The organism is Novosphingobium umbonatum (genome assembly GCF_004005905.1).
Classification (GTDB): domain Bacteria; phylum Pseudomonadota; class Alphaproteobacteria; order Sphingomonadales; family Sphingomonadaceae; genus Novosphingobium; species Novosphingobium umbonatum.
Window position 1 is genome coordinate 187,284 of sequence record NZ_SACO01000004.1, and the last position, 26,528, is coordinate 213,811.

The 26,528-nt window shown below is 61.3% G+C and carries 23 protein-coding genes; 7 read left to right on the forward strand and 16 right to left on the reverse strand.

Annotated elements, in window-relative coordinates; translation table 11 throughout:
• Positions 1-43 precede the first annotated feature (43 nt).
• The 3 genes from EOE18_RS07230 to EOE18_RS07240 all read left to right on the forward strand — a co-directional run bounded on the left by EOE18_RS07230 (position 44) and on the right by EOE18_RS07240 (position 4,160).
• Complete coding sequence (locus EOE18_RS07230; RefSeq protein WP_127707726.1) at positions 44-2,290, forward strand: TonB-dependent receptor; 2,247 nt, start codon at positions 44-46, stop codon at positions 2,288-2,290.
• 133 nt (positions 2,291-2,423) lie between these two features.
• Positions 2,424-3,068, forward strand: a complete 645-nt coding sequence (locus tag EOE18_RS07235; protein ID WP_164852690.1) for a TetR/AcrR family transcriptional regulator — start codon at positions 2,424-2,426, stop codon at positions 3,066-3,068.
• Positions 3,069-3,131: 63 nt separating this feature from the next.
• On the forward strand, positions 3,132-4,160 hold the full coding sequence (locus EOE18_RS07240; RefSeq protein WP_127707730.1) for an aromatic ring-hydroxylating oxygenase subunit alpha: 1,029 nt from the start codon (positions 3,132-3,134) through the stop codon (positions 4,158-4,160).
• Positions 4,161-4,344: 184 nt separating this feature from the next.
• Here EOE18_RS07240 and EOE18_RS07245 read toward each other — a convergent pair whose 3' ends face one another.
• Both EOE18_RS07245 and EOE18_RS07250 read right to left on the reverse strand, forming a co-directional pair.
• Positions 4,345-4,560, reverse strand: coding sequence for a hypothetical protein (locus EOE18_RS07245; RefSeq protein ID WP_127707732.1), 216 nt, complete (start codon positions 4,558-4,560; stop codon positions 4,345-4,347).
• Positions 4,561-4,571: 11 nt separating this feature from the next.
• The gene (locus EOE18_RS07250; RefSeq protein ID WP_220445983.1) at positions 4,572-5,945 is read right to left on the reverse strand and encodes an aminotransferase-like domain-containing protein; all 1,374 of its coding nucleotides are present in this window, start codon (positions 5,943-5,945) and stop codon (positions 4,572-4,574) included.
• A 200-nt stretch (positions 5,946-6,145) separates the two neighbouring features.
• On the opposite strand from EOE18_RS07250, the gene EOE18_RS07255 reads away from it, so the two are divergent.
• Together EOE18_RS07255 and EOE18_RS07260 are read left to right on the forward strand one after the other, a co-directional pair.
• Positions 6,146-6,670 (forward strand): hypothetical protein, encoded by a 525-nt coding sequence (locus tag EOE18_RS07255; RefSeq protein WP_127707736.1) that lies wholly within the window; start codon positions 6,146-6,148, stop codon positions 6,668-6,670.
• A gap of 133 nt (positions 6,671-6,803) precedes the next feature.
• A complete protein-coding gene (locus EOE18_RS07260) occupies positions 6,804-7,376 on the forward strand; it encodes an outer membrane protein (protein ID WP_127707738.1) in 573 nt (190 codons plus the stop codon).
• A gap of 38 nt (positions 7,377-7,414) precedes the next feature.
• Here EOE18_RS07260 and EOE18_RS07265 read toward each other — a convergent pair whose 3' ends face one another.
• The 7 genes from EOE18_RS07265 to EOE18_RS07295 form a co-directional block, all read right to left on the reverse strand.
• Positions 7,415-8,446, reverse strand: a complete 1,032-nt coding sequence (locus tag EOE18_RS07265; protein ID WP_127707740.1) for a nucleoside hydrolase — start codon at positions 8,444-8,446, stop codon at positions 7,415-7,417.
• A gap of 114 nt (positions 8,447-8,560) precedes the next feature.
• Positions 8,561-8,749: a hypothetical protein gene (locus EOE18_RS07270; RefSeq protein ID WP_127707742.1), complete on the reverse strand. Its 189-nt coding sequence runs from the start codon at positions 8,747-8,749 to the stop codon at positions 8,561-8,563.
• A gap of 88 nt (positions 8,750-8,837) precedes the next feature.
• Positions 8,838-10,505, reverse strand: coding sequence for a carboxylesterase/lipase family protein (locus EOE18_RS07275; protein ID WP_127707744.1), 1,668 nt, complete (start codon positions 10,503-10,505; stop codon positions 8,838-8,840).
• 79 nt (positions 10,506-10,584) lie between these two features.
• Positions 10,585-11,490 carry a shikimate dehydrogenase gene (locus EOE18_RS07280; RefSeq protein WP_246027310.1) on the reverse strand — a complete coding sequence of 302 codons (906 nt, stop codon included), beginning with the start codon at positions 11,488-11,490 and terminating at the stop codon, positions 10,585-10,587.
• A 63-nt stretch (positions 11,491-11,553) separates the two neighbouring features.
• Positions 11,554-14,352 carry a TonB-dependent receptor plug domain-containing protein gene (locus tag EOE18_RS07285; protein WP_127707746.1) on the reverse strand — a complete coding sequence of 933 codons (2,799 nt, stop codon included), beginning with the start codon at positions 14,350-14,352 and terminating at the stop codon, positions 11,554-11,556.
• 112 nt (positions 14,353-14,464) lie between these two features.
• Positions 14,465-15,727: an MFS transporter gene (locus EOE18_RS07290; RefSeq protein ID WP_127707748.1), complete on the reverse strand. Its 1,263-nt coding sequence runs from the start codon at positions 15,725-15,727 to the stop codon at positions 14,465-14,467.
• A complete protein-coding gene (locus tag EOE18_RS07295) occupies positions 15,724-16,173 on the reverse strand; it encodes a type II 3-dehydroquinate dehydratase (RefSeq protein ID WP_127707750.1) in 450 nt (149 codons plus the stop codon). The genes EOE18_RS07290 and EOE18_RS07295 overlap by 4 nt, the downstream gene beginning before the upstream one ends.
• Before the next feature lie 102 nt (positions 16,174-16,275).
• Here EOE18_RS07295 and EOE18_RS07300 point away from each other — a divergent pair, with 102 nt between their 5' ends.
• Positions 16,276-18,282, forward strand: coding sequence for a pyrroloquinoline quinone-dependent dehydrogenase (locus tag EOE18_RS07300; protein ID WP_127707752.1), 2,007 nt, complete (start codon positions 16,276-16,278; stop codon positions 18,280-18,282).
• Positions 18,279-19,184, forward strand: a complete 906-nt coding sequence (locus EOE18_RS07305; protein WP_127707754.1) for a ThuA domain-containing protein — start codon at positions 18,279-18,281, stop codon at positions 19,182-19,184. The genes EOE18_RS07300 and EOE18_RS07305 overlap by 4 nt, the downstream gene beginning before the upstream one ends.
• Before the next feature lie 52 nt (positions 19,185-19,236).
• On the opposite strand, the gene EOE18_RS07310 is transcribed toward EOE18_RS07305, so the two are convergent.
• The 7 genes from EOE18_RS07310 to EOE18_RS07340 all read right to left on the reverse strand — a co-directional run bounded on the left by EOE18_RS07310 (position 19,237) and on the right by EOE18_RS07340 (position 26,454).
• Complete coding sequence (locus EOE18_RS07310) at positions 19,237-19,515, reverse strand: hypothetical protein (RefSeq protein WP_127707756.1); 279 nt, start codon at positions 19,513-19,515, stop codon at positions 19,237-19,239.
• Complete coding sequence (locus EOE18_RS07315; RefSeq protein WP_246027311.1) at positions 19,512-20,525, reverse strand: alpha/beta hydrolase; 1,014 nt, start codon at positions 20,523-20,525, stop codon at positions 19,512-19,514. The genes EOE18_RS07310 and EOE18_RS07315 overlap by 4 nt, the downstream gene beginning before the upstream one ends.
• 106 nt (positions 20,526-20,631) lie before the next feature.
• Positions 20,632-21,291, reverse strand: coding sequence for a TetR/AcrR family transcriptional regulator (locus EOE18_RS07320; protein WP_246027312.1), 660 nt, complete (start codon positions 21,289-21,291; stop codon positions 20,632-20,634).
• Between the two features lie 275 nt (positions 21,292-21,566).
• Entirely contained in the window at positions 21,567-23,528 is a 1,962-nt protein-coding gene (locus EOE18_RS07325) for an alpha/beta hydrolase domain-containing protein (protein WP_127707758.1), read from the reverse strand.
• A gap of 4 nt (positions 23,529-23,532) precedes the next feature.
• The gene (locus tag EOE18_RS07330; RefSeq protein ID WP_127707760.1) at positions 23,533-23,847 is read right to left on the reverse strand and encodes an AtuA-related protein; all 315 of its coding nucleotides are present in this window, start codon (positions 23,845-23,847) and stop codon (positions 23,533-23,535) included.
• A gap of 1 nt (position 23,848) precedes the next feature.
• Positions 23,849-25,186 (reverse strand): acyclic terpene utilization AtuA family protein, encoded by a 1,338-nt coding sequence (locus tag EOE18_RS07335; protein WP_127707762.1) that lies wholly within the window; start codon positions 25,184-25,186, stop codon positions 23,849-23,851.
• Positions 25,183-26,454: a CitMHS family transporter gene (locus tag EOE18_RS07340; protein WP_127707764.1), complete on the reverse strand. Its 1,272-nt coding sequence runs from the start codon at positions 26,452-26,454 to the stop codon at positions 25,183-25,185. The genes EOE18_RS07335 and EOE18_RS07340 overlap by 4 nt, the downstream gene beginning before the upstream one ends.
• Positions 26,455-26,528 lie beyond the last annotated feature (74 nt).

Below are 26,528 nucleotides of genomic sequence, written 5' to 3' on the forward strand. Positions count from 1 at the left end.
TTTGCCATCCTACTCCCCATAAAAACACAGGGAGAGACAGGTTATGCACCTGAAATATATGCTGATGGCTTCGGCGCTGATCGCGGCACCGGCCTATGCCCAAAGCCAGAGCGGCGGATTGCAGGACATTGTGGTGACCGCACAAAGGCGTGAGGAAAATCTGCAAAAGGCAGCCTTGGCGGTCAGCGCTGTGGCGGGGGATGTTTTGGTCAAACAGTCGGTCACGCAGGCGACCGATCTGTCTCGTCTGGTGCCAGCCCTTCAGGTGGCACCGGCTGCATCTTTCACGCAAATCTATATGCGCGGCATCGGCAGCTTTGGCGCCAATGCCTTTGCCGAACAAGGCGTGGCCTTCAATCTGGACGGCATCTATCTTTCGCGCCCTGCCGCGCCTGCCGCGCTGTTTTACGATCTGGAACGGATCGAGGCGCTAAAAGGTCCGCAGGGCACGCTTTATGGTCGCAATGCCAGCGGCGGCGCGCTTAATGTCATTACCGCCAAGCCCAAGCTGGGCGAGACCAGCGGCTTTGTGAATGCCGAATATGGCAATTACAGCGCCTTCAAAACCTCGGCTGCGGTCAATCTTGGGCTTGGCGAGCAATGGGCCGCCCGCGTTTCGGGCCAATATGCCCGCCATGACGGCTATATGAGCGATGGCTATGATGACGAAAAGACCGGCGCCCTGCGTGGTCAATTGAAATTCGACAATCGGGCGGGGATCAATGCGACCTTGATGCTCGATTACGGCCATGTCGGGGGTAAGGGTTCAGGGGGCACGATCATGCCGCTGATCGGCAATGGTCGCCTGGGCGTCAGCGATCCGGCGGTGCTGGCAGCCTATGCGGCCAAGAGCCCCACCGCACCGGTGCCGCAAATCACCGCCAAGGGTGACGGGTTCCAGAACAACAACTATTACGGCGCGGCGCTGACGGCCAATGCCGATCTGGGCTTTGCCACGTTGACCGTCCTGCCCGCCTGGCGTAAGACCAATCTGGATTTCCAATCCTATGCCTCCTCTTTCCTGATCCGCGATGTGGAAAAGTCGCGGCAGACCTCGCTGGAGGCGCGTTTGGCCAATCGCACGGGGGCGGTGAACTGGGTTGCGGGTGTTTACTGGTTCAACGAAAATGTCGATGCACGGCAGGCCTATGATCAAGGCAGCAACAAGTTGCAGATCAATTCCATTCTGGACACCCAAAGCATGGCCGCCTTTGGACAGGCAACCGCCACTTTGGCGCCCAAGTTCCGCGTAACGGGCGGTTTGCGCTATACCGATGATCACAAGCGGCAGGCGACCAATTTCACCAACATGCCCTTTGTCGGCTTTGTCAGCCCATCGACCGGCAATTTCACCCCGATTTTTGCCAATATTGCCGCGGTCGCCGCCACCAATGTGCATTTCCGCAAGGTGACATGGAAAGTGGGCGCGGAATATGATCTGGCCCCGCGCAACCTGCTTTACGCATCGGTAGCGACAGGGTTCAAATCGGGCGCGCTCTATGCCGCGGCGGGGCAGAATTATTCTGCGCCCGAAAATCTGACCGCTTACACGATCGGGTCAAAGAACCGCTTTCTGGACAACAGGTTGCAGGTGAATATCGAGGCCTTCTGGTGGGATTACCGCAACCAGCAGGTATCCCATCTTGGCCCGGTGCAAGTGGCCAGCACACCGGCCGGTGCGATCTATGCGCCGGTGTTCCTGACCGAAAATGCCGGTGCAGCCAAGCTATACGGGCTTGAAGCGGAGATGTTGTTCAAACCGACCGAGGAGGATCTGTTCACCGCCGACATCCAATGGCTCCATGCGCGTTACAAAAGCTTTGGCTATCTGGCCTATTCTTCCTCGGGCGCGACACCGGCGGTGGGTTGCGCGGTGGCCTCCACCTCGCGCCTTGCAGCGACAACGGGTGCCGCCATTTTCAGCGTGGATTGCGCCGGGCGTCCGGTGGTCAATGCGCCGGAATGGACGATCAATCTGGCCTATGAACACAAATTCGCGCTGAAGAACGGAAGCGCCCTCACGCTGGGCGCCGACACACGCGTGCAAAGCGCCAGTTATGTCTCGATCGACTATCTCGATGGCGGACGGCAAGGCGCCTATATGGCCAGCAATGCCCGCCTGCAATTTGAACCGGCCGGAGGTCGCTATTCGCTGACCGCCTTTGTCAACAATCTGGAAAATACCACCGTCTTTGCGGCCAGTTTCCAAAGTCCGGTCAAGAACGGCGTGTTGTATAACCAGTTGCGTCCCCCGCGGACCTTCGGCCTGCGCGGTTCCTTGCGGTTCTGATGACGAAAGGTATGGGGAGGAATTTCTCCCCATGCCAAAGGGTGGGGGTTGGCAAACGGCTTGCGCATTTTGCGGCGATCCGCAAAGCGATGTTCTGCGGTTTGACCAAAGTCGTGATCATCGGAGTCCAGTCTTGTCCCCAGTCTCCACCCCGTCGGCCGCACCAAAATCCAAAAAGCAGGTTGCCGCCGATGCGCGGCGCGCCGCCTTGTTGCACCATACGCGGCAATTGATGCTGGAACACGGGCCGCATCATGTCAGTCTGGCCGAGGTGCTGCGTCTGGCAGGCGGTTCGAAGGCAACGGTTGTCAAATATTTCGGCGATCGCGAGGGCCTTATCGCGGCGGCGGTGCGCGAAACCGCACAAGAGGCGATGGATGATCTAGGCCCCGCTCCGGAAGCGGCGAGTCTGCAGGACAGGCTGGCCCATATGCTGGCGGGTATTTTGCGCTTTTACCTCAAGCCGGATTCACTGGCCGTCTATCGAGGCATCATTGCAACGGGCGGCAAGGATGGCGGGGTGGGAGAGGCCTTCCTGAAATCGGGGCACCGTCAGGTGGTCGAGCGCATCGCGCAATCGTTGGAGCAGTGGAAAGGCTGCGGCATCCGGCCCGACCTGCCGGTCATGGAGGCGGCAGAGCAATTGTCGCATGCCGTCCGTTCGGGCCATTATGAGGCGGTTTTGCTGGCCGGACCATCAATGGCGCCTGATGAGGAGGCCATTGATAGAAAGGCCCGCGCGGTGGCGCATTTGTTCCTTCATGGGGCGGCAATCTAGGCATGGCTTGACACTTTCTGTTTAATGTGTACCGATGGTACATATCAATAACGGAGAGGTCAGATGAGTTTTATCCGCAATGCATGGTATGTCGCCGCCTGGGCCAGCGAGGTCGAGGGAAGCAAGATGTTGCCCCGCACCATTCTGGGGGAACAGATCATCCTGATGCGCGATGGCGAAGGCCTTGCTGCTGCGGTTTCGGGTGTGTGTCCCCATCGCTTCGCCTCGCTATCCATGGGGCGTCTTGAAAATGGTGTTGTCCATTGCGCCTATCATGGGCTGGGTTTCGATCACACCGGCGCCTGTGTCCACAATCCCTTTGGCGCACCGCCCAAAACCATGCGGCTCAAGGCCTATCCCGTGGTGGAACGCTATAGCGCGCTCTGGATATGGATGGGGGAAGCGGATCAGGCCGATCCCGCGCTTATCCCCGATTTTGCCTTCAATGATCCCGCCCATCACTGGGTTGGCGAGGGCTATTTGCTGGCCAAGGCCAATTATGAATTGGAGGTCGAAAATATCCTTGATCTCAGCCACATCCAATTCCTCCATGCTTCAACACTGGGCAGCAGCGAAGTGTCCAACGGGCGCTATGAATGGAAACAGGAGGGCGAACAGATCTGGTCCAACCGCGATGTTTATGGCGAGATCATGACGCCGCAATTGGCCACAGCCATGGGTGTGCCAGTTGGCCAGCCTGTGGACCGCTGGATCTATGTCCGTTGGGATGCGCCCGCCAATATGGCGATTTTCGCAGGGGCAGTGCCCGCCGGACAGCCGCAGGATCGACAGCGGGAAACGCCCACCACCCATTTCTTCACGCCGGAAACGGAGGGAACGACCCATTACTTCTATGCCATTTCGTTCCCGCGCGCGATGGGCCCTGCCGGTGAAGCCATGGCGCAGGAGCAGGTCCGCTTTTTGAGCATTCCTTTCGAGAGCGAGGACCTGCCCATGCTGGAGCAACAGCAGCGCAATTTGCAGGGCAAATCCCTGCGTGACAGCAAGCTGGGATGGCTGCCCGGCGATGCAGCCGGAGCAAGGGCGCGCAATTTACTCTATGCCCGTATGGATGCAGAAGCCGCCCGATAAGCGCGGCCTTGTTGCCGAAAAGGCCCGGGCTGCATGGCAGGCCCGGGCTAGTTGTCAGGATATTCAGACTAACTGAACTCCTTCGGGTCGCGCCTGCAACATATCGGCAGGTTCTGGACCATTCTTCCCCCTTTTGGGGGAGGCGTGAAAATTTTTGTGATGTTTCGTTACCCTATGCGGCGCTTCAGCATTCCTCGCCCACCAGTCGGCGTCCCTTGAACTTGGTGGGCGGAGTGGGCGCGACATAGAGGATTTTGTGGAGCGCCAAAGCGATCTGCACCTCGCGCGTTTCATCCGACTTTCCCGCCTCCACATAATCGGCGTCCGCGCCATAGCCCTGGGCGCGCAAATATTGGGCAGCGGCGGCGCGGGCGGCGATGAGGCTTTTGTCTTGGGTCATGACGGCAAATCCTAAACGATCAAATTTCCCAGCAGGGGCGGTTGGCACACAAGATCGGCAATCTCGCGCAGGCTGTTTTCCAGGGTCGCGCGGTCCGGCGCAGCGGCCAGACCGATCCGGATCGCTTCGGGAGCGGGGCCAATGGCAAAGGCATCGCTGGTCACCACGCCAATGCCCGATTGCCGCAGGCGGGAGGCCAAATCACCGCGCCGCCAACCATGGCCCAGCGGCAGCCAGATATGATAGGCATGGCGCGCGCTTTGCATCCCGTCCTGCCCCAAATGGCGCAGAGCCATGGCGCGCCGCGCCTCGGCTTCGGTCTGGATTGCCGCCAAGGTCTGCGCCGCCAATCCGCTACCTATCCAACGGGTGGCGATGGCCGCGCCCAGCGGTGATGCCATCGATGTGGTGGCGCGAATGGCTCCTGTCAGGCGGGCGGCGCTGCGCGCATCGGGGCAGGCGACATAGGCCAGACGCAGAGCAGGGGCCAAGGATTTGGAAAGGCTGGCGATGTGATAGGTCCGTTCGGGCGCCAGCGCAGCCAGCGGCGGCAGGCCATTGCCCGCCAGCTTGCCATAGGCATCGTCCTCCAGAATGATCACATCATATTCGCGGGCGATGGCCGCAATCGCCTCTCGCCGTGCCAGCGGCATGGTGGCGGTGGTGGGGTTATGCAGATTGGGTGTGCAATAGAGCAAGGCGGGGCGATGGCGGGCGCATTGGGCGGCAAAATCCTCGGGTATCAGGCCGTCGCTATCCATCGCCACCGGAACCAATGGCGTGGCCTTATGGTCGGCCAGCGCCCGAAAACCGGGATAGCATAGCGCCTCCACCGCGACAGGGCGCTGATCTACTTTGAGCAAGGTCAGCAGCGCCAGCAAACCCGCTTGCGCCCCGGGGGCAAGGATCAAACGTTCCGCTCCCAGTTCGGGCACCATATCGCCCAGCCAAACCGCACCGGCTTCGCGGTCGGCCCTTGTCCCGCCTACTTCCTGATAGCGCAGCAACAGGTCCATGCCGCCGCTATGCTCCAAATCCGCGACGGCCGCCCACAGGCTTTGCGACAAAGGCCCGTCGCCCGATCGTGGCGGGAAGTTCATGGTCAGGTCCACCAACCCGCTGGGCGCCGGCGTTGCTGCCTCTGCCGCGCGTTCGCTGCGCAGGACAAAAGTGCCCATCCCCACCCTTGCCTCGACCAAGCCGCGGCGGCGGGCCTCGGCATAGGCGCGGCTGACGGTGGTGAAATCTATGCCAAGCCGGTGAGCGAGGGTCCGCTGCGGGGGAAGGCGTGTGCCGTTGGTCAATTGCCCCGTGGCTATATCGGCAGCAAGCGCATCGGCGATGGCGAGATAAAGCGGGCCACCACCTTCGGGAAGGCGAGGCATCCATACATTGCTAGCGCTTTCGTCAATCTTTGCCATATTGCATGCATATATGGCCATACTTGCATGCAATCAATGCTTGACTTGAGGGCGGCATGGGAGGAGTTGCGGCGCATCAGGCATTGTCCCTTTCGGACGATTCTGCGGCGGCTGCACATGTCTGGATGGATCCCTGTCCGGCGCCAATTCGTGAGGTTGTGGTTATGGAATGGGTCCCCATTGTTCTGGCGGTGTTCAAAGGCACCGCGCTGCTGATCGGCATGGTCTATGCCATCAAATGGCATTACGAGCAGGACAAGAAGGCAAGGGCCGAGAGCTCCGGACTACAATCGCCAAGCGAGATGCGGCTGTTTCTGACCATGATCCTGGCCTTGGCCGTGTCGATCATTGGCATCGTCTGGGCGGGATGTTGGGGCAATGCGGCCGATGGCGGCTATGGCGGGGCCTTGGGTTGTGCCTTGGCTTTCATCATGGCTTTCATGGCCAGGCCGGAGGGCAAAAATGTCCCGCTGGTAACCGAGCCAACCGCCGATCCGGACAATCTTGGCGACGCGCGGACGCAATTGATGGCTATGAAGGCGGCATTGGACCATGCTCAGGCGCTTCATGCGTCCAGAATGGAAGCCGCATGGCGCGAGAAAATGTATCTCGGGATTGCCGGTATCGTCAGTGCTTTTATATGGAAGTTCGGGGCTATTGCGGCGGGATGGCTTAATTTCGGCTATTGATCCTGTTTCGCCTCATCCTGATTGCTAACATTGCCAATTTCTGAAAAAATCATTCATCCATTATTCAAGCGCGCAAACAATATATGGCCCCGCAACCATCCCTCAGGTTGCGGTAATATTGGGTGCGACCAACATGAAACTGGCTAAATTTCTGGTAGCAACTGCTGCCATCCTCGCCTCGTCATCGGCATATGCGCAAGGCGCAAAGGACAACCAAGGCACGCAGGCCCCGCAAGGCGCGCGGGCGGAGGTCAAACTGGGGCTTGGCCTGTCCGCGATGCAAAATCTGGGTTGGGCCAACCATCAATCCGGTCTGGTCTATGGCGGCGAAGTCGGTTTTGATTTGGCGGTGGCCAAAAGGGTTTCGCTGGGCGTGGATGCCGAAGCGACCGGCTCCACTTTCGAGCAAAGCAATTATTTTCCGGCGCTCAAACCCGGGCGTGACCTTTATGCGGGCCTGCGCGCCTCCTACGCGGTGAACGATAAAGTCAATCTTTATGGCAAGATCGGCTATGTCAACGGCATGTTGCGACAGAACATGGGCATCTATGATGCATCACAAACTGTCGACGGCATCCGGCTTGGCATTGGTGCGCAATATAAGCTGAGCCGCAAACTCTATTCCAGCGTGGAATATCGTTACAGCAATTATCAGCAGGGCGTGTCCAGCAATCAGTTGATGACGGGCATCGGCGTCCGCTTCTGACCTGTTATAGGCCCTCGAACGCGGCGCGTTGCGGGGGCCTATAATTTGCCCAGTTGATGCAGGCGGAAACGGGCCTGCATGTCGCGGAAAGTCAGCGTGCTGTCGATTTGGGTGTAGACGCGCATCGGCCGCCCGCCCTTGCGCGGTTGATAGCTGCCATCGGCCAAGAGCTGCGGCGTGGGCATCAGCACATGGCGGCATGAGGTCGTATCAGGCTGCATCGGCGGCAAGAGCGTGGTCAAAGTCACCAAAGGACTGTCGCCCAGCACATAGGCATCGGACATGGGCGGTTGGCGCAAGCCTGGAATATGGGCAATCATCTCGGCCATGGCCGCAACTCGGTTGTTCAGATAGGCACCCAAGGGACCGCTGGCGGCCAGTTCTTCCAGATCGGCGGTGGAAAAGAGCATCTGGCTATAGGCGCTGGAGGGCACTTGCCAGATTTCCATGTCGGACTCATTGAACAGGATCTGCGCGGCCAGCGGATCGATCGAGAAGTTGAACTCCGGCTCGTCGGCATGCGAACCGGGGTTGCCCAGACCGGCATGGGTGTTGCCGCCAATCCACACTAGCTTGATCCGCTTGCCGATCCTTGGCTCGCTGAGCCATGCCAGCGCCAGATCGGTGAGTCCCGCGCCTGCGGCATAGATCAGCGGCTCGGTCACATCCTCGCGCATGGCCTCGCGCACGATGGCCGCGCTGGCAAGGCTGGGCTGCCATCCATGACGCGAAGGGATCGGCGCCTCGGCACCGGCCATTGGCTGATGACGATTGTCCAGTTTCATCAGGCTCAGCACCTCACGCGCCCGATCGGCGGAATCGCGTGCGTCATGGCCGCTGGAAAATCCAGCGGGCAGATGCGAACCGATGATGAGAGGAATGCTCACCGCACGCGACAGGACATGATGCGCCAATTGGAACAGCCCGTCCGGATCGCCCGCAAAATCATTGTCAAGGATGACCCGCGCCAGCAGCGGCTGTTTGGCCAAAGCTCCGCCGCCCATGGCGCCCCCTGCCAAGATTGCGCCCAAGCCCGAGGTAAAGGTCCTGCGCGTAATGGCCAAAGTCATCCCCAACTCCCGTTTTATGCTCTGGGCACCTCCCTATCGCGGCGGAGGGATGTCGTAAAATAGTGATTTTCTATCCAAACTATAGGCGTTGCCTATGGTTCCATCGACCGGCGCCTATTCAGGTACAGGGAAACTTGTAGCGATGTCGAACGCGCCACCGCTTGTCGGCACGCCCGTCTCGGGCTGCCCCGAACCGACAAGGCTGACCGTCAATGGCGTATAGGCAAAGCTGGTAAAACTCTGCCCATAGCCAAACGGATAGACCGGTTTGCCGCCAAAATCCCGATAGGTGCGCCCCGCCATCCGAACGATAACGCCCCTCTACACGAGCTTGGGGTAATCGCTGACCTGCGTCAGATCGAGGCTGCGTCCCGCTCCACCTTTCCCATGATCAATCGCGCGGACGCGACAAACGCGGCGGCTGCGCCGAGGCGGCGGGACGATGGCTGGCCAACCATGTCTGACCCGCCGCATTCAACTTCACCACTTCGGCCTTGTCGCCCAGCCATAGCAAAGTGTCATTCTTGGCGCTCCACGGCTTCCAGGGCATGGCCGGCGTATCGGGTGATCCGGTGTTGGCCAGCGCGATCAGCGCTTCCATCATTTGCTTGGACAATTGCCGGTCCCATGGCGTCCATTCGCGGGTGGGCTTTTGCCAATTGTAGGCGTCTTGTGTGCCGAACCAATAGGGTATGTCGGCGGTGTGATAGGCGCCCACCGTAGCCGTATCCTGATCGGCGAGTTTGACGCCGGGGATATAGGGATGGCGGCGGGCATATTCATCGATGAAAGTGCTCACCCCATGCGGGGCGGTGTCCAAGGCGCAATTGCGGGCGCCAGCGGCCAGATTGGCATCCTGCGCCGCCCGGCGGGCGGTGGCGCGTATATCGGCATCGCTTTTGACCGGATAAAGCTTGAGGAAAGCGGGCGCATCGGCGCCAAACAGCTTTTCCGCGCCTGCCTGATATTCGGCCACGGTCTTGGCACTGGTTAACGCTTCAAAGCCAAAGGCCATGTCATCCTCGTTGAACGAGGCCACCAACGGCACCTTGGCAAAATCGCCTGCTGCCACCGCTTCGGCCGCCTGACGCGGCAATACGCGGCCATCGACAATCGGCCCGTTAATCCGCACGCCCGCCACCGACAGGCCCAATTGCGTTTCCGATTGCGTGGCCAGAATGCGGTCTGCCGCCATGGCCCTCATCTCGGCCAGATTATGCGCGCCCAGTTTTTCCTGAAAAGCCAGACCGATCTTTTCGGCATCGGCCAAAGTCGCCTTGGGCGCGCGCAGGTTGCAACCCGACGACATCACCGCCGCGCGGAACAGGCCACGAGCGGCAGGGCTGAGCACTTGCGCCGCTACCGATCCTGCACCGGCAGACTGGCCCATGATCACCACCTTGTCCGGATCGCCGCCAAAGCGTTCGATATTCTCGCGCACCCATTTCAGGGCCAGGGTCTGGTCCATCAACCCGTAATTGCCCGAAGCGCCGCCCTGCTCTTTGGTCAATTCGGGATGGGCCAGAAAGCCCAAGGCCCCCACGCGATAGTTGAAATTGACAAAGACCGCGCCCGATCTGGCCATGGCCTCGCCATCATAATTGGCCATGCCCGACGAACCGATGGTGAAACCGCCGCCATAGATGAAGACGATCACCGGCTTCTTGTCGCCCGCTTTCGCGCCTGCGGGCGCCCAGAGGTTGAGCGTCAGGCAATCCTCGCCGGTGGCTTCCTCGCCGAAATAATGGTTGATGTCATGCGGGCGCAGCACCTGAATGCAGGCGGGGCCTTTGCGATCAGCGTTGAAAATGCCGCCCCATTGCGCGGGGCTGGGAGGGGCCCAGCGAAGGTCTCCGGTGGGCGCTTGCGCAAAGGGCACGCCCAGATAGGCCTTGACGCCCGAGGCCAAAGTGGTGCCCGCTACTCGGCCGCCGCTGGTGCTGACCGGATCGGAGGCGATGGGCTGCATGGATTTGTCGGCGGCCTGCAAGGCGCCGGAAACAAGCAGCGCGGACAGGCAGGCAACAGGCAGGCGTATGGCCTTGGCAAAGTTCTTCATGGCATCTCTCCTCAGGGGTATGTCCGCGATCCTTTCCGACAGGGAGCCGGTGGATCGCGTGATAGGCTATGCGTGGGGCTTAGCCCTGCTGGGCCTCGGCAAAACGGGCGAAACTGTCCCACATGCGCTGGCGATCGGGCGTCAGGCCGGTGAAAATGGCAAAGGCGTCCACCGCTTGCCCCACGGCCATGCCGCGTCCGGTCATGGTGCGGCAACCCAGCGCGCGGGCGCTTTGCAACAGGGCGGTTTCCAGCGGGAAATAGATGATTTCCGAAACCCAATGGCGCGGTTGCAAGGCATCTGCGGCTATCGGCATGCCCGGGAATTTGGCCATGCCGATGGGGGTGGCATTGACGATGCCATCCGCCTGCGCTGCGGCCTGCATGGCATCTTCGGCCATGCTGACGCGATCTGCGCCATAGACGGCCGCCAGTTGGTGATGCAAAGCCTGCGCGCGAGCCGGATCGGTGTCGGTAATCGCCAGATGGCCCACGCCAATCATGGAAAGCAGCGCATGGGCCGTGGCGGAACCCGCCCCGCCACAGCCCAGTTGCAACACGCGACCCATCGCCTCGCCCGCCATCTTATGCGCAAAGGCATGGCCAAAGCCTGTGACATCGGTGTTGTAGCCAAAGCGCTTGCCGTCACGGAAAGCGATCGTGTTCACCGCGCCAATTGCGGCGGCCTGTGGTGAAAGTTCATCGAGCAGCGGCAGCACGGCCTGTTTGAACGGGAAGGTGACATTGACACCGGCAAAGCCGACCAGCTGTACGCTGTCCAGCACGCGGGCCAGATCATCATCGGCCCAGCCACGGTCGGAAAAATCCAGCAGCGAATAGACCATGCGCAAGCCCTGCGCCTGTGCCTCGCATTCGTGCATGAAGGGGCTGCGGCTTTCCACAATGCCGCGTCCCAGCAGACCTGCCAGAACCTTGCCCTTGCCGACGCCCACCATCGCGGAAAGGGATGGGGTGGGATCGATCATGGAATGTCCTATCAAAAAGGTCGTCCCGGGCTTTTGATGGCCCGGGACGAGTCAGGGAGGATCTTAGAACTTGGAACGCACGCCAATGTTGATCACGCGGCCCAGCGGATTGGCGTTCAACCCGTCATAGCCCACCGCGCCATTGACGGTGTAGGTGTTCACAAAGGGCGGTGCCTGATCCAGCAGGTTGCTCACGTCCACATAGACCTGCGCTTCCTTGGCCACGCCTAGATCCTTGAACGTATAGGCCAGATGCAGGTCCACCGTGGTAAAGGCCTTCACCGTGTCGCCGCCGCCGGTGGGCACGCCATTGGTGCGGATCAGCGGATTGACCACCGAAGCGCCCCAGAACTTGTAGCTGCCCAGATAGTTGACGAAGATGTCGGCGTTGAGCGGGCCCTTGTCATAACCGATATTGGCGCGGCCTTCCATCTTCACGCTGGGGAAGGTGGTATTGAAGCCCGAGGTGCCTAGCACGCTGAACTTGGTGCCGTTGGTGCCAAAGAATTGTTCGAACTTCAGCTTGCGGGTGAAGGATGCGCCCAGATTGAAGCGGCCAAGTTCAGTATCGAAGCGGTAATTGGCCGCTACGTCCAGACCCGCCACATTCAGGTTGAGCGCGTTCTGCTGCTGGAAATTATAGCTGAAATAGACGGGGCTGTTGATGACGCCCGTCTGCGGCAGGCCTGCCCCCAGCGCGGCGATCTGCGCCGAGGTGGCGCCGGTCGGATAGAGTTGCAGCAGATAGGACAGGTCAGCCGAGCCCAGCGCCAGCGGGGCCTGCGGTGCGGTGATGCCGCCGCGCAGCTGGTTCTTCCAATAGGTCACGCTCACGCGCAGGCCGGGCACCTGCACCGGCGTAAAGTCCACGCCCAGACTCCATGCAGTACCCTTTTGCGGCTTCAGATTGGCGTTACCGCCGGTAACCAGCACGCCATTGCTGCTGGCACCCAGCGTGCAGGCCGTGGCCGAGCAGGTGACGCCGGGCACCGAGGTGATCAGCGGGAAGTTGGCAATCGAGATCGTGGGCGAGCCACCAGGGATACCCGAGGGGATGATGCCCGAATAGCCCGATTCACCGGTCAGACCCGTGCCATTCGAGCCGATCGAGGTCAGTGCAGGGGCCACAAAGCTCTTGGCCCAGTTGGCGCGGAACTTGATGCCGCGCACCGGCTCGAAATTCATCGCCAGCTTGGGATTGGTGGTGCTGCCGAAATCGCTGTAATGGTCATGACGGCCCGAAATGTTGAGGTCGAGCAGCTTGACGAAACTGTCCTTCAGGATCGGCACATAGAGTTCGGCATAGGCCGATTGCACATTGCGGATATAGCGCGTGTTGAAGGCCTGCGAGCTCTGGCTGGCGATGCCTAGATTGTTGGCGCGGATGTTATACTGGTCCATCTCATAGCCCATCAGCTCGCCGCCAACGGCGATTTTGGCGGGGCCAGCGGGCAGTTCGAACAAATCGCCCGACACTTTGAGATAGCCATTGCGCAGCAATTGGCGGGCATATTGGAATTGGCGGTTGTCCACCAGCGCGGCCTTGGTCGCGGCGGAGGTGCCGTTGCCCCACAGGTCGATGGCGTTGGCCGTGGTCAGCGTCTGCGACACCGATTGCGAAACACCATTGATCGCCGCCGAGGTAAAGCCATTCAACGCAAGGTTGAACACCGAGGCGTTGAGCTGGCCAATGTTGACCTGCGTGGAGGTGTCCACACCATAGACGCCGCCCAGATTGACCTGCCATTTCGAGCTGAGGTCATAGATGGCGTCGAAACGCAGCGAGATGTCTTCGGCGGTGCCGGTGATCGAGGCGCCGGGGCCGAACATTTCATCGGCGTTCCAGTTGACCGTGGTGCCCGCAGTTGCCGCCGGAGCAAAGGGGTTGATCGAACGACCCGTGGTGGGGGTGGAGCCGGTTCCGAACACCGTGCCGCTGGCGCTGCCGCGGGTCACGCGCTGGACATTGCGGCGGCTCGAGAAGATGAAATCGCCATAGAGATGCAGCTTGTCGCCCACTTCCTTGGTGACCTGCGCATAGACATTGTGGCGCTTTTCCGAAGGCAGCAGGTCCCAGTATTTCACAGGATCGCAACCGGTGGCGGTGACGATGTTGTTGCAACGTGTGGGCGTAAAATTGGTTCCGCCACGGCTGCGCAGATCGGCGCTGCTGGCATAGGAGCGCGAGGATGCGGCGAGGTTGGAGCGGTCCGAATAGTTATAGGACAGCATCACGCTGCCCGTATCATAGGTCTGGCCCCAGAGCAGGCCTGCGGTCAGCGTGTTGTAACCGCTGGCGAAACCTTTTTGCACGTTTGCTTCAAAGCCGTTGATCTTCTTGCGCGTGATGAAGTTGATCACGCCGGCCACAGCGTCCGAACCGTAAACCGAGGAAGCGCCGTCCGCCAGCACTTCGACACGTTCCAGCGCCATCGGGGCCAGAATATTGGGGTCGGCCAGCACGTGGTTGATGCCGCTGGTGGGCAGGCGGTGGCCATTGATCAGCACAAGCGTGGAGTTGGAAGCCGAAGCACCAAGGCCGTGGATGGTGGGGGCATTGGTGCCCGAACCGTCAGCCGAACCGAAGGCGCCTTGCCCTGCGCTTTGCAGGCCCACCACGGAAGGCACGGTCTTGAGCACCTGCTGCACGGTTTGCGCGCCGGTCGATTCCAGATCGGCGCGGGTGACAGTGACAAGGTTGGAGCCGACAGGGGCCACGCCCTTGATGCTGGAACCGGTGACGATGATTTCGGCGTCCTGCTTGGCTTCGGCAGATGCCTGTCGCGCGTTCGCAGCGCCTGCGCAGCCCAGAGCCACGGCGACAATCGAGGTTTGCGCAACAAGGCGCAGCTTCATGTTCATTATTTGCCCCTCCCAAGGGATGTGATGGCTTCTTGGCCGTCTTGTTTATGAACTAACTGGTACATACAAGATTCGGGCGCGTCAATTGCCAAGCGACGCGCCCATAAAAAGGTCAGTCTAGTTGCACGCGTGCAACAGGTCCCAGCACGACCAGATAGGCCAAAGTGCCGATCAGCCCCAGCAGGCCGATATAGGCCAGCGCACCATAGAAACTGCCTGTGGCGCCCACTACAAAGCCGACCACCAAAGGCGTGATGATGCCAGCCAAATTGGTGAAAAAGTTGAAGAGTCCAGCGGTCAGTCCCATCATCTCCTTGGGCGCGACATCGGACAAAAGCGTCCAGCCCAAACCGGCCAGCCCTTGGCCAAAAAAGGCCAGACTCATCACCGCGATAACGGCATTGTTGCTGTCGAGATAATTGGCCGAAACCATGCTGGCGCACATCAACAGGCCGGTGATGATCGGCGCCTTGCGCCCGATGGTGGGCGAGCCTGTCACGCGAATCAGCCAGTCCGACACGATCCCGCCCAGCATTACGCCCAGCGCCGCGCCAATATAGGGCAGCGAGACCAGCCAGCCCGACTTGATAAAGCTCATGCCCCTTTCGTCAGCCAGATAGGACGGGAACCAAGTCAGGAAGAACACCAGAGTGGAGTTCGAGCAAAACTGCCCCATCGACGCGCCCGCAATCTGGCGGGTGGAGATCAGGCGACGCACATTGGCCCAGCTGAAATCCATCGGTTTTGTGCCGCCCGAAAAGCCGCCGCCTGCCGCGATCAGGTCAATCTCGGCCTGATTGGCGGCGCTATCCTGCGGTTCGCGATAAAGGCGATAAAACAGGAAAGCGAAAGCCACGCCGATTACGCCCACAATCAGGAACAGCGAGCGCCAGCCATAATGCGCCATCAGCCAGCCCAGCACGGGGATCAGCAGGCCCAGCCCGATATATTCGCCCACGGTGTAAACGCCGGTGGCCTTGGCGCGCTCGTTTTGCGGGAACCATGTGGACAGCACACGGCTGTTGGCGGGGAAGCAGGGCGCTTCGGCCAGGCCCAGCGCAAGGCGGGCGGAAACCAGCCCCGCCACGCCGGTCATCAGCCCGTGCAGCGCGGTCATCGCCGACCACAGGCCCAGCGACAGCGCATAGGTGATACGCGTGCCCAGCCGGTCCAGCACATAGCCGCCGGGGATCTGAGCAAGGGCATAGGTCCATGAAAAGGCAGAGAAGATCAGGCCCATCACTTCGGGGCTGATATGCAGTTCCTTCACCAGCTCCGGCTTGGCCACGCCCATCACCGAACGGTCGAGATAGTTGATCAGTGTGGCGGTGGAGATCAGCGCGAGGATGACAAGGCGTTGGCGCGTTGGCTTCATTTCGCGCGCTCCCGCAGCCACATCACATGGCGCACGCCCAGAGGATAGCCATGCACGCCAAGGCCCGAAACAATGCCGGTCACCACTTGGGTCATGATCGAATGACTGCGCCATTCTGCCTCGCGGCGGTGGATGTTGCTGATATGCACTTCGACCACGGGACAATCGACCATTTTGATCGCGTCCAGAATGGGATAGGCGGCATAGGTGAAGGCGGCGGGGTTGAACACAATCCCTGCGTGGCCCTTGCGTGCGGCCTGTATCCATTCCACCGCTTCATGTTCCGCATTGGTTTGTCGAAAGTCGATGGCGTAATCGCTGCCTGCGACCTCGGCCTCGCACATGGCTTGCACATCGGCCAGGGTTTCATGGCCATAAATATGCGGCTCGCGCTCGCCCAGCAGATTGAGATTGGGTCCGTTCAGAACCAGAATTGTGCCGCCCATCAGCGTGTCTCTCCCTTGTTTGACACCGGCATAATCGAAAGCGCTTGCAAAGAAAAGCAACATGTACGAACCAGTTCATAAACCATAATCAAGGAGAGAGAGATGCGACTGGGATTCGCAGGATTGGCTGCGGGCTTGTTGTCCAGCGCTGCCATCGGGCAAGTGACGGCGGGCGATGGCGATTGGGCCACCTATGGCCATGACAAGGGCGCCCAGCGGCACTCGCCTCTGAAGGAAATCACGCCCGCCAATGCAGGCCAACTGGCGCCCGCCTGGGTCTATCACATGCGCCCCGCCACGCCGGTCAACACCGCAGACGCCAATGCCGATGCCCAACGCCGCGCCGAGGGGCTTCCCCCCGCTGCCGCCACGCCCGACATCACCGCAGGTGGCGCCCCCACCGGCCCCTTTAACGGACAACGCGCGCGACGCAGCCGCTTTGCCGGTTCCGAAGTGACGCCCTTGGTGGTGGGCGGGCGGATGTTCGTCTCCACGCCCTATGGCCGCGTGGTCGCGCTCAACCCCGATACGGGGGCCGAATTATGGGCCACCACCATTCCAGGCCCCGGCCAGCCATCGTTGCGCGGGGTGGAATATTGGGCAGGGGACGCGCAAACGCCCCCTCGCATCGTGTTTGGCACGCGCGATGGCCGCCTCATTGCGCTGGATGCCGCAATCGGCGCCTTTGCCGAAGGTTTTGGCGACCATGGCGTGGTGGAGATGAAAACGCCTGAAATCCTCAACGGCGGGGAGGCGCGGTTCTATGGCATGACCAGCCCGCCGATTGTTTATGGCAATCTGATCATCACCGGCAGTGCGGTGCAGGAATTCCCCGCCAAGGGTGCGGCGGGGGATGTTCGCGCTTGGGATGCGCGCGATGGCCATTTGGTGTGGACTTTCCATTCCGTGCCGCGCAAGGGCGAGAAGGGCTATGACACATGGGCACCGGGCAGCGCGGAAGGGCGCAGCGGGGTCAATGCATGGGGCTTCCTCAGCCTCGATGAAAAGCGTGGCATCGTTTATATGCCTTTCGGCGCGCCGACCTTTGACCGCTATGGCGGCGACCGTGCGGGCGACAATCTGTTTGGTACCTCGCTGGTGGCGGCCGATGCCAAGACCGGAAAATATCTCTGGCATTTCCAAGTCGTGCATCACGATATCTGGGACGGCGATCTGGAGGCTGCTCCCTTGCTGTTTGACGCGCAGGTGAAGGGCAAACCCGTGCCTGCCGTGGCGGTGATTTCCAAATCTGCGTTACTTTTCGTTCTTAACCGCGAAACGGGCAAGCCGATCTTGCCCATTGCCGAACGCAAAGTGCCCGCGAGCGATGTGCCGGGCGAGAAAGCCTCGCCCACGCAGCCTTTCCCGCTGGTAACGCCGCCTCTGGGGCGCACCAGTTTTTCGATCAAGAACGACATTACTGATCTGACGCCGGAGTTGCATGACACTTGCGCCAAATGGATTGCCGATAACCAGATGGTGGAAGGGCCAATCTATACGCCGATCCATCTGGACAAGGTGACGATCAGCTTCCCCGGCCTGTTGGGCGGGGGCAATTGGGGCGGGGCGACCTATGATCCCGCGCAAAAGCTGCTGGTGGTCAACACGCATGATCTGGGGCAGGTGACCAAGCTGGTGCCGTCCAAGGGATTTCTGCCGTTTGAGCGCGGGCAGCCATCGGGGCGGTTCCGGCCCGACAATAGCCGCCTGCTGTGCCAGAAGGGACCGTGGGGGCGACTCTGGGGCGTGGATATGACCACGGGCAAGATCCGCTGGCAGGTGCCTTTGGGCATTTCGGACGAGGCGCCCGAGGGCAAGAAACTGACCGGTCGTCCCAGCATGGGCGGAGCGATCACTACCGCGGGCGGGTTGACCTTTATCGGCGGCACGGATGACAACCGCTTCCGTGCCTTTGTCACCGCAACCGGCAAAATGGTGTGGGAGGTGAAGCTGGACGCCGCCGCCCATGCCACGCCCATGACCTATGCGGGCAAGGATGGCCGTCAATATGTGGCGATCGCCGCCACGGGGGGGACATTCCTTGATAGCCCACTCACCTCGGACACGATCACTGCCTTTGCCCTGAAGCCCAAGGAGGCCGGACAATGAAACTTGCTCTTCGCGCTGCTGCCTGTGCCGCTCTGGCGCTGATGCTTTCCGGCCAAGCCCCACCACCGCCCGCCGGAGCGCCCCGCACCCCGCCTCCGGGTTATCAGGATGTCTATGCGGGCAAGAAGCGCCTGCTGGTCATCGCTGACCTGTCCACCGGCAACCAGTCCGCGCATATGGCGGTCAGCCATGCGGTGTCTGTTATCGAGCAGATCGGGCGCGAGAGCGGGGCCTATGTCACCTTTATCCGCACCGACATGGACTGGGTCACCAAGGGCGAGACTTGGGGCAAGTTCGACTATGCCAAGGGCGGGCCGAAACAGGCGCGGGGCAAGAATCTCGACTATTTCGACGCGGTATTGTTCTACACCAATGGCGATACCACGCTTTCGCCCCAGCAAAAGCAGGACTTGCTCGATTATATCGCCAAGGATGGCAAGGGCTTTATCGGCATCCACACCGCCACCGCCACGGCCGTCAACTGGCCCGAATATGGCGAGATGCTCGGCGGGGTGTTCGACAACCATCCATGGATGATCACCGACGCCAAAATCATTGTCGAGCGGCCCGACTTTCCCGCGATGAAAGCTTTGAAGACCGGCATGGTGTTCAAAGACGAGCATTACCAGATGAAAATGGCGCCCTATTCGCGGGACAAGGTGGATGTGTTGGCGCGGATCGACACGGGCAGCGTCAATCTGACGGCGCCCATGGTGCATCGCACCGATGGCGATTTTCCCGTGGCATGGATCAAATCCTATGGGCAGGGGCGGGTGTTCTATACCGGTCTTGGCCATACCGATGCCAGCTGGGATGATCCGCGCGTGCGCTCCATGGTGCTGGAGGCGGTGAAATGGACGATCAATGGCGGGGAGAAGCCGGTGCCGCATGGGATGAAATAACGGCGGGGTGAGCCTGCGGCAGGTTAAATGCGTGCCGCAGGCTTCTTGCTTACTATTTCCCCGTCCCATAGGTCCGCGCCAGATAGGCGACGATCACGTCATAATCCGCGTCGGACACTTTCGCGCCCTTGCCGATCATCTGGTCCACCACCTCGGCCCATTTGTCGGCATCATAACGCTTGCTGGCGATGATGGCGGGCGGGTGGCAGGCGGCGCAGGCGGCCTGCACTTGCGCTTGGCCCTCGCCAGCGGGGAAACTCGTGTCTTGCGCCTGCCCGCTGGCCGCCAGCGCGACGGCCAGAATGGGCAGGGTCAGCCAGATTGCCTTCATTGGGCCACCTTGCGGTCAAGCTGCTGGTGCAGGAAATCAAAAGTGGCGTTCATGGCTTTCAGCGTGGCCTCGCGCGTCTGTTGGGGCGTGCTGCCGATAAAGCTGTGGTCCACGCCTTCGATGATGATGCTTTCCACCGGCACGCCTGCCGCTTTCAGCTTTTCCGCGCCCAGATAGGATTGGTTGACCGGAACCGTCTTGTCCTGCGTGCCATGGATCAGCAGGAAGGGCGGGTCCTTGGCATCGACATAGGCATTGGGGCTGGCAGCGGCGAATTTCTCCAGCGTGCAGGCGCCATCGCAGCCTAGCAGCTTGGCCGCCGCGCCATCCTGCCCGCCCGGACGGCCAGCGGACAAGGCGGCAAAATCGAACACGCCATACCAGATCGCCGCTGCTTGCACACATTCGCTGCCTGTCGCAGCCTTGGTGCCCGCAGGGTCCAGCGAGGCATCGCCGCAGCTCATGGCGGTCAGCGCGGAAAGATGCCCGCCCGCCGATCCGCCCCAGATTCCGGTGCGGGTGGGATCAATGCCATAGCGCACCGCATTGGCTTTCAAAAAGCGCAGCGCGGCGCGGGCATCCTGCACCTGCGCGGGGAAGGGGGCCTCGGCGGCAAGGCGATATTCCAGACTGGCCACCACAAAGCCTTCACCGGCCAGACGGGCCAAAGCCTCGGGGAAATTGCCCAAGGCGCCCGCATGGCGCGTATGCCCGCCTACCCAGCCACCACCGTGGATATAGAGCACCAGCGGCTTGGGCGCAGGCTTCTTGCCCTTGGGCGGCATGTAAATGTCCACCACCAAGGGGCGATAGCCGGGGATGGTGGAATAGGTGACATCGGGCAGGCTGGTAACGCCATTGGGCCAATGCGTGGCATGGGCGGGATAACGGTCTTCCAGCACCGGTTTGGCCTCGACCGGAAATACGCGGGGCGCGGCCGATGCCGAAACTGCGGTCAGAGTGAAGCTTGCCGTCAACATGGCGGCCGTCAAAATAGCAGGGGCCGTCAAAATAGCAGGGGCCGTCCTTGCAGTGGGGTGGCGCATGGGATCCTCTCGTTTTTATGATGTGAACCGGATGGTACACAAAACGAGAGGGCAGGCAAGCCCGCGTTGATCAGTCCTTGCGCACCCAACCCATGACGCAATCGATAATCTGCACTCTGCGTCGGGCACGCGAAACGGGCGTGGAAAAATCGACGCCGAAATTTTGCAGGAAAGTATAACGGTTGGAAACATTATAGAAGGAGAGGGCGCTGATCGTCATATGCAGGTCGATCGGGTCGATCCCGTCGCGGAACACGCCTTGTTCCACGCCCTTGCGCAGGATCGCGCCCAGCGCCTCGATCACAGTGCGGTTGCGTTCGCGCATGCCGGGGATCTGGGTGATATGTTCGCCCTTGTTCACATTCTCGCTCATGACCAGACGCACGAATTCAGGGTGGTCGAAGTGATAATCGAAATTGTGACCGATGATCGCGCGCAAGGCCTGTTCGGGGGGCATGTCCTCGAAATGGGCCGCCTGTTCACCGTCGCGGATGCGGCTGTAGGCGCGTTCCAGAACGGCGCGATACAACTCGTCCTTGCTGCCGAAATGGTAATAGATCATGCGTTTGGACGTATGGGTCTTTTCCGCGATCTCGTCGATGCGGGCACCGGCAAGACCTTTCTCCGAAAACTCCTGCGTGGCGACATCCAGAATGTCCTCGCGGGTGCGCAAGGCGGTGATTTGCCGCTTGGATAGCTCGCCCTGAATATCTGCCACTTTGGCCTTCACTCCCGATCCACAAGCGGGCAGCTTTAGGCCATGCCCGCGCCGCTGTCAGCAGACATTACGTATGGGGCACCGGTTTGCCAAACAGGCACTGCGTGGGAGATGTTGGTAAGAACGCAGAAAGCGGGGTGCGGATGATTGGACCGTAAAGAGGCGTAATGAGGATTATGTAAACAAACATCACACCCGATACGCTCAAACCTCCACCCACATGCCGTCATAACCTACCGCCACATGAGCCGGCACTTCCTGGCAGAGCCACGAATTAGCCATCGCAATCAGTCCCTCAAAACATCACTCGCCTCGGCTTGCGCAATCAGTCTTTCGCCATCAGCCTCGAACAACCACCCTTGCGCCTTTTGCCGTGCGACCGCCTGACGGACGGCCTGCACAAAACCAGCATGGGTTCCATAGCGCTCCTCCAGCGACAGGCGCGGATCATGCGCGGCCAACCTCTCCACCTTGCTGCGGGCGAAGGGAATGAAGCCACCGGCAAAACCGCAACCACTGCCAGCGCCATAGCCTCCCGCCTTCACATTCCACCCCGTATAGGTGCCCAAGGGCACTTGCAACGCAACGGCGGGGATACCCGATGTCTCGTTCCCGTCGGCATTCACGCGGGGGACGCGCTGGGACAAGGTTCCGGTCAAACGGGGCGGCTGTCGGGTCAGTATGCCGCTGACATCCTGCGTCCGATAGCCTGCCCCGAAATCATAGGTGATGAAGGGGTTAAGCTTGCCATCGGGCACCGGTGCTCCGGCCAGATCGGGCCAGCCCATCGCCTTGGCGCTGGCCTGCACCAGATCGCCCGCGTGCAACGTGGGGTAACGACTGGGCGGTGGCGCTTTCCCCTCGCGCACCCATGCCAACAGCATCATCTGCGCCGCCCTCAGGCTTTCCATCGAGGATATGGCATTGCCCGCCAAGGCGCATCCGGCAGGCACCGGATCACCCTTGACCGGAAAGCCGCCTGTCCACGAACCGCCATGGGTGGTGCTGGGGAAGTAATAGCGCCTTACTTCAGGCGGCAGCGGCAGGTCTGCCCTGCCATCGGTGCCAATCAATCCGGGCGACATACGCAAGCCCCAGAATTCAGCCGAACCAAAAGTCTCGATCACCTTGGGGCAGGTGTTGCTGGCATGGCAGCGGTCCAGCAGGCTGGAGAAGCCCTTGCCCCGCGCGCTGTCCTTATATCGGGTCCACCACAAGGTGCCCTCGCTGCCCGGCTCGAACAGGCCCGCCGCCCCGCCGGGCACGCCAAAGCGTAGATTCAAAGGCACCTGACGGGCGGCAATATTGGGGTTGATGCCGTCGAACACACGTCGCCCCGCCTCGTCCGCGTTAAAGCCCAGATTGATGAAGCTGCGCAGGAAATTGCCCGACTGCGATGTGCCGCTGGCCAAAGCATAGGCGATTTTACCCACAGGATTGGGGTTGCCCGCCCCATCCTTGTCACCATGGCGCAAAAACGCCACCAAATCGCGCGTGGCCGCAAAGCCCAGACCCAGCACCTTGGGATCCTTGCCCTGATAGGTCAGGGTATAGGCAAATTGCGGATCAAACCCGCCACGCAGACAGATTTGCGTCGGGTCAGGCTGGCCGGGGAAAGGCGTTTGGCGGCAATCGGCAAAGGCCCAGTCGCTAGAACGGATAGCCTGCAGGGGCGCTCCATCGCTGCGCTGACGCATCAGGCGCGCCTTGCCCGTGTCCAGCGAGACGGGCAGCGGGCGCGGCGTGGGGCGGCCGATGCTACCCGCGATGGGCAGGCTGGCGCTGCCCGCAGGCATATCAACAAAGCGCGCCAGCACCGCTCCGGTCAGCCCCTTGGCCACCGGCACGCGGGCGGTTTGCAATCCGGCATCCTCGGGCAAATCGCCCTGCCAGCCCGATACCACCCGTACAAAGGGCAAGGGATCGGGATCGCGCAGGATATTGCCGCGATTGGGGACATCGTAAAACAGCACGTCGCTGCCGCCCACGGGCCGCGTGATGGCAAAGGTGGCCGAATATTCCACCATGCCGCGGGCATTTCGCGGAGCAGAAGCCAGATCGGTGATGATCGCATTGCGCGGATCACGCGGATCAACCTCGCCATAAAACCGCCCGCTCAGCGTTTCATCGCCAGCCTTGTCTGTCGTGGTCTTTTCCACCTCGATCCGTGTCAGATGCGCCTGTAGGGCATGAGGCATGGCGGCCAGCATCGTCGCGCCCAGCAGCGCGAGAGAAAGGGTTTTGTTCATCGGATCACTCAACGATAAGAGGAAGATCGAGCAATTGTGCGCCCAGCGTCTTGCCATGCGCGTCCAAAGCGAGGGATCGGGTCACCCCTCCGCGCAGGGCCCCTTCCAGCACCAGATTAACCGCCCCCAGCATCGGCAATTCATAGCGCCGGATCAATCGAGCGTTCAGCCCTGCCAGATGCCCGCCCACGCGTTCGGGCGTGACACTGGACAGTAAGAGGGGATAATCCTCCTCACGCAGGGCGATGACGGCGATCTGTGAAATATCGCCTTTGTCACCGGTGCGCACATGGGCGACGTCGCGCAGAATGCGGCTCATATCACGCCACCTCCATCGTCACGCGGGGCTGCACCATGGCGCGGGGCAACAGGCAAGAGGCCACCGCTAGCACGCGACGCGTTGAGCGCGTCACCCCGCCGCCGCCCATCGGGCCATTGGTGTAAAGCGCCTCCACCTCGGCCCCAATCACGCGGGCGCTGGCCTCATCCTTGACGCGTCCAGCGATACGCACGCGCACTTCTGCGGGATCGCCGCCCATTCCCCGCTGGTCCACCGCGTCCATCCCGATCAGATCGCAGCGCAAATCCTCCACCCTCGCCCCGATCAGGCGCAAACGTTCGCGTACAATCTCAATTGCCAGCCTGCCCCGCGCCACCGCGCCCGGCCCGGCATAGGAGATCTGCCCCTCGCCCATGTGGCCATCGTGATAGGCAATGGACACTTTCAATGTGTCGGGGGCAGGCTGCCCTTTGCCGCCCGCGATACTGACGCGGTCGGGGGCTTCCTGCACAATTCGCACCTGCCGGAAATCGGCGCAGACATCGGCTTGCCAGTAGGCGGCGGGGTCAAGGATTTCATAGAGCAATTGCTCTTTCACCGTCATGCTATCGAGCCGCCCGCCGCTGCCCTCCAGCTTACCCAGCACCGCGCGCCCATCGCGCGCCACATCGGCATAGGGAAAGCCCAGACGCGCCAGATCGGGCACATCCTTCACCCCCGGATCGGCAAAATAGCCGCCGCACACCTGCCCCGCACATTCCAGCAGATGGCCCACCACTGTCCCCTGCCCCAGCAGGTCCCAATCATCCATGGCCCAGCCCAGTTCATGGATCAAAGGCGCCAGGAACAGGGCCGGATCGCAAACGCGCCCCGTGATCACCGTATCCGCGCCCTGTTCCAAGGCCTGCACTATGCCAGCCACCCCCAGATAGGCATTGGCCGAGACAATGCTCTCCCCCAGATCGCGGCTCGTGCCCTCGCGGTCGATCAAAGGATAATCCCCCGCCAGCACCAGATCGAGCACATCATCCCCCGTGACCGCTGCTGTGCAATAGCCGGACAGCCCCAGTTCGCGGGCGATCTGCGTCACTTTGCGGGCGGCGGCCAAAGTGTTGGCCGCGCCCATATTGGTGATGATGCGGAGCCCGCGTGGCGCGGCCAGCGGCAGCGCGCGGCGCATACGGGTTTCCAGCAGGGGATCAAAACCGGCCTGCGGGTCCAACGCCCGCGCGGCTTGCGCCAGACCGATGGTCCGCTCGGCAAGGCATTCAAAGGCCAGATAGTCGAGCTGGCCATGTTCGATCAGGTCCAGCGCAGGCTCGATCCGGTCTCCGGAAAAACCGGCGCCCGCGCCAATGCGGATCGACGGACGGGTCACAGCGCAAACACTCCAAAGGCAAGGGCGGCTATTGTCATCACCAGCGAGGCTGCGAAAAGAAAGGGGATGGCAAAGCGTTGATGCGCGCCCAATTCCACGCCCGACAGGCCAGCCACCAGGAAAGTAGCGGGGGTAAGCGGGCTGACCGGAAAGCCGGTGGTCATCTGGCCCAGCAGGGCGGCCTGCGCCACCTGCACCGGCGGCAGGCCAAAGTGATGGGCGACTTCGGCCAGCACGGGCAACACGCCGAAATAGAAACTGTCGGGATCAAACAGCAGGCTGAGCGGCATGGCCACCATCGCCACCAACACCGGCAGATGTGGCCCCCATGCTTGCGGCATATGGCCCGCTGCGGTGCTGGCCAGCGATTTGATCATGCCGCTTTCATTCATGATGCCGGTGAACACACCTGCCGCCATCAACACGCCCACCATTTGCAAGGCGGCGCCCGCATGAGCCTCGATCCGCTCACGTTGGGCGGTGGGTGAGGGGAAGTTGAGCAGCAACACCAAGGCCGTGCCGATCATGAAGACCACCACTGGCTCCACCTTGCCTGATACCATCACCCCCACCGCCACTAGCGCCAGCGCGACATTAAGCCAGAAAAGGCGCGGTAGGGGTTCGGCTTGGACAGCCGACTGCTGGCGGGTGGCAATAAGGCCAAGGCGGCGTTGTTCCCGCAGGCCCAGCCACCACGAGGCGGCAAATACAAAGCCCAGACCCACCAATTGCACCCCGATCATCGGGTTGAAAATCGCTCCCACGGGCAGTTTCAGCGCCGAGGCTGCGCGCAAGGTGGGGCCGGTCCATGGCAGGAAATTGACGCCCGCCGCCATCGAGGCCGTGCAAGCCAACACGCGGCGGTCCATGCCTAATTCGTCATAGAGAGGGCGCAGGGCCGGAATGGTGATCAAAAAGCAAACCGCCCCCGATCCATCAAGATGGATCAGCAAGGCGAGTAAAGCTGTGCCAATGGTAATCCGCTTGGGGTCTTTGCCCACAGCGCGCAACACGCCCGACACCAAAGGCTTTAACACGCCCGCATCGCCCAGCAGGCCAAAGAACAGGATGGCGAACACAAACATGCCCGCAACTGGCGCGATCTTGGTTATCCCCGCGACCATATAGGCGGGCATGTGCCCCGCCATGCCCAGCGCCACGCAGGCGATCACCGGCGCCAGGATCAAGGCAACCAAGGGCGACACGCGCTGCGAGAGAATGGCCGCCAACAGGCCCAAAATGGTGGCCGCCGCCACAAATGCCAGCATGATCCTCTCGCGTCCTGTTCTCTTGATACGGGAAGCAGGATGCCGCAAAGCCAACCATACGGCAAATAGACTTA

Excerpts from the sequence above, each read along its gene's own strand:
- EOE18_RS07295 (WP_127707750.1), bottom strand. The coding sequence starts at position 16,173 with ATGGGCGGCACAATTCTGGTTCTGAACGGACCCAATCTCAATCTGCTG.
- EOE18_RS07280 (WP_246027310.1), bottom strand. The coding sequence starts at position 11,490 with ATGATCGATCCCACCCCATCCCTTTCCGCGATGGTGGGCGTCGGCAAG.
- EOE18_RS07275 (WP_127707744.1), bottom strand. The coding sequence starts at position 10,505 with ATGAAGAACTTTGCCAAGGCCATACGCCTGCCTGTTGCCTGCCTGTCC.
- EOE18_RS07255 (WP_127707736.1), top strand. The coding sequence starts at position 6,146 with ATGGAATGGGTCCCCATTGTTCTGGCGGTGTTCAAAGGCACCGCGCTG.
- EOE18_RS07340 (WP_127707764.1), bottom strand. The coding sequence starts at position 26,454 with ATGCTGGCATTTGTGGCGGCGGCCACCATTTTGGGCCTGTTGGCGGCC.
- EOE18_RS07260 (WP_127707738.1), top strand. The coding sequence starts at position 6,804 with ATGAAACTGGCTAAATTTCTGGTAGCAACTGCTGCCATCCTCGCCTCG.
- EOE18_RS07245 (WP_127707732.1), bottom strand. The coding sequence starts at position 4,560 with ATGACCCAAGACAAAAGCCTCATCGCCGCCCGCGCCGCCGCTGCCCAA.
- EOE18_RS07300 (WP_127707752.1), top strand. The coding sequence starts at position 16,276 with ATGCGACTGGGATTCGCAGGATTGGCTGCGGGCTTGTTGTCCAGCGCT.
- EOE18_RS07285 (WP_127707746.1), bottom strand. The coding sequence starts at position 14,352 with ATGAACATGAAGCTGCGCCTTGTTGCGCAAACCTCGATTGTCGCCGTG.
- EOE18_RS07305 (WP_127707754.1), top strand. The coding sequence starts at position 18,279 with ATGAAACTTGCTCTTCGCGCTGCTGCCTGTGCCGCTCTGGCGCTGATG.
- EOE18_RS07240 (WP_127707730.1), top strand. The coding sequence starts at position 3,132 with ATGAGTTTTATCCGCAATGCATGGTATGTCGCCGCCTGGGCCAGCGAG.
- EOE18_RS07290 (WP_127707748.1), bottom strand. The coding sequence starts at position 15,727 with ATGAAGCCAACGCGCCAACGCCTTGTCATCCTCGCGCTGATCTCCACC.
- EOE18_RS07310 (WP_127707756.1), bottom strand. The coding sequence starts at position 19,515 with ATGAAGGCAATCTGGCTGACCCTGCCCATTCTGGCCGTCGCGCTGGCG.
- EOE18_RS07270 (WP_127707742.1), bottom strand. The coding sequence starts at position 8,749 with ATGGCGGGGCGCACCTATCGGGATTTTGGCGGCAAACCGGTCTATCCG.
- EOE18_RS07265 (WP_127707740.1), bottom strand. The coding sequence starts at position 8,446 with ATGACTTTGGCCATTACGCGCAGGACCTTTACCTCGGGCTTGGGCGCA.
- EOE18_RS07325 (WP_127707758.1), bottom strand. The coding sequence starts at position 23,528 with ATGAACAAAACCCTTTCTCTCGCGCTGCTGGGCGCGACGATGCTGGCC.
- EOE18_RS07250 (WP_220445983.1), bottom strand. The coding sequence starts at position 5,945 with ATGCCTCGCCTTCCCGAAGGTGGTGGCCCGCTTTATCTCGCCATCGCC.
- EOE18_RS07330 (WP_127707760.1), bottom strand. The coding sequence starts at position 23,847 with ATGAGCCGCATTCTGCGCGACGTCGCCCATGTGCGCACCGGTGACAAA.
- EOE18_RS07230 (WP_127707726.1), top strand. The coding sequence starts at position 44 with ATGCACCTGAAATATATGCTGATGGCTTCGGCGCTGATCGCGGCACCG.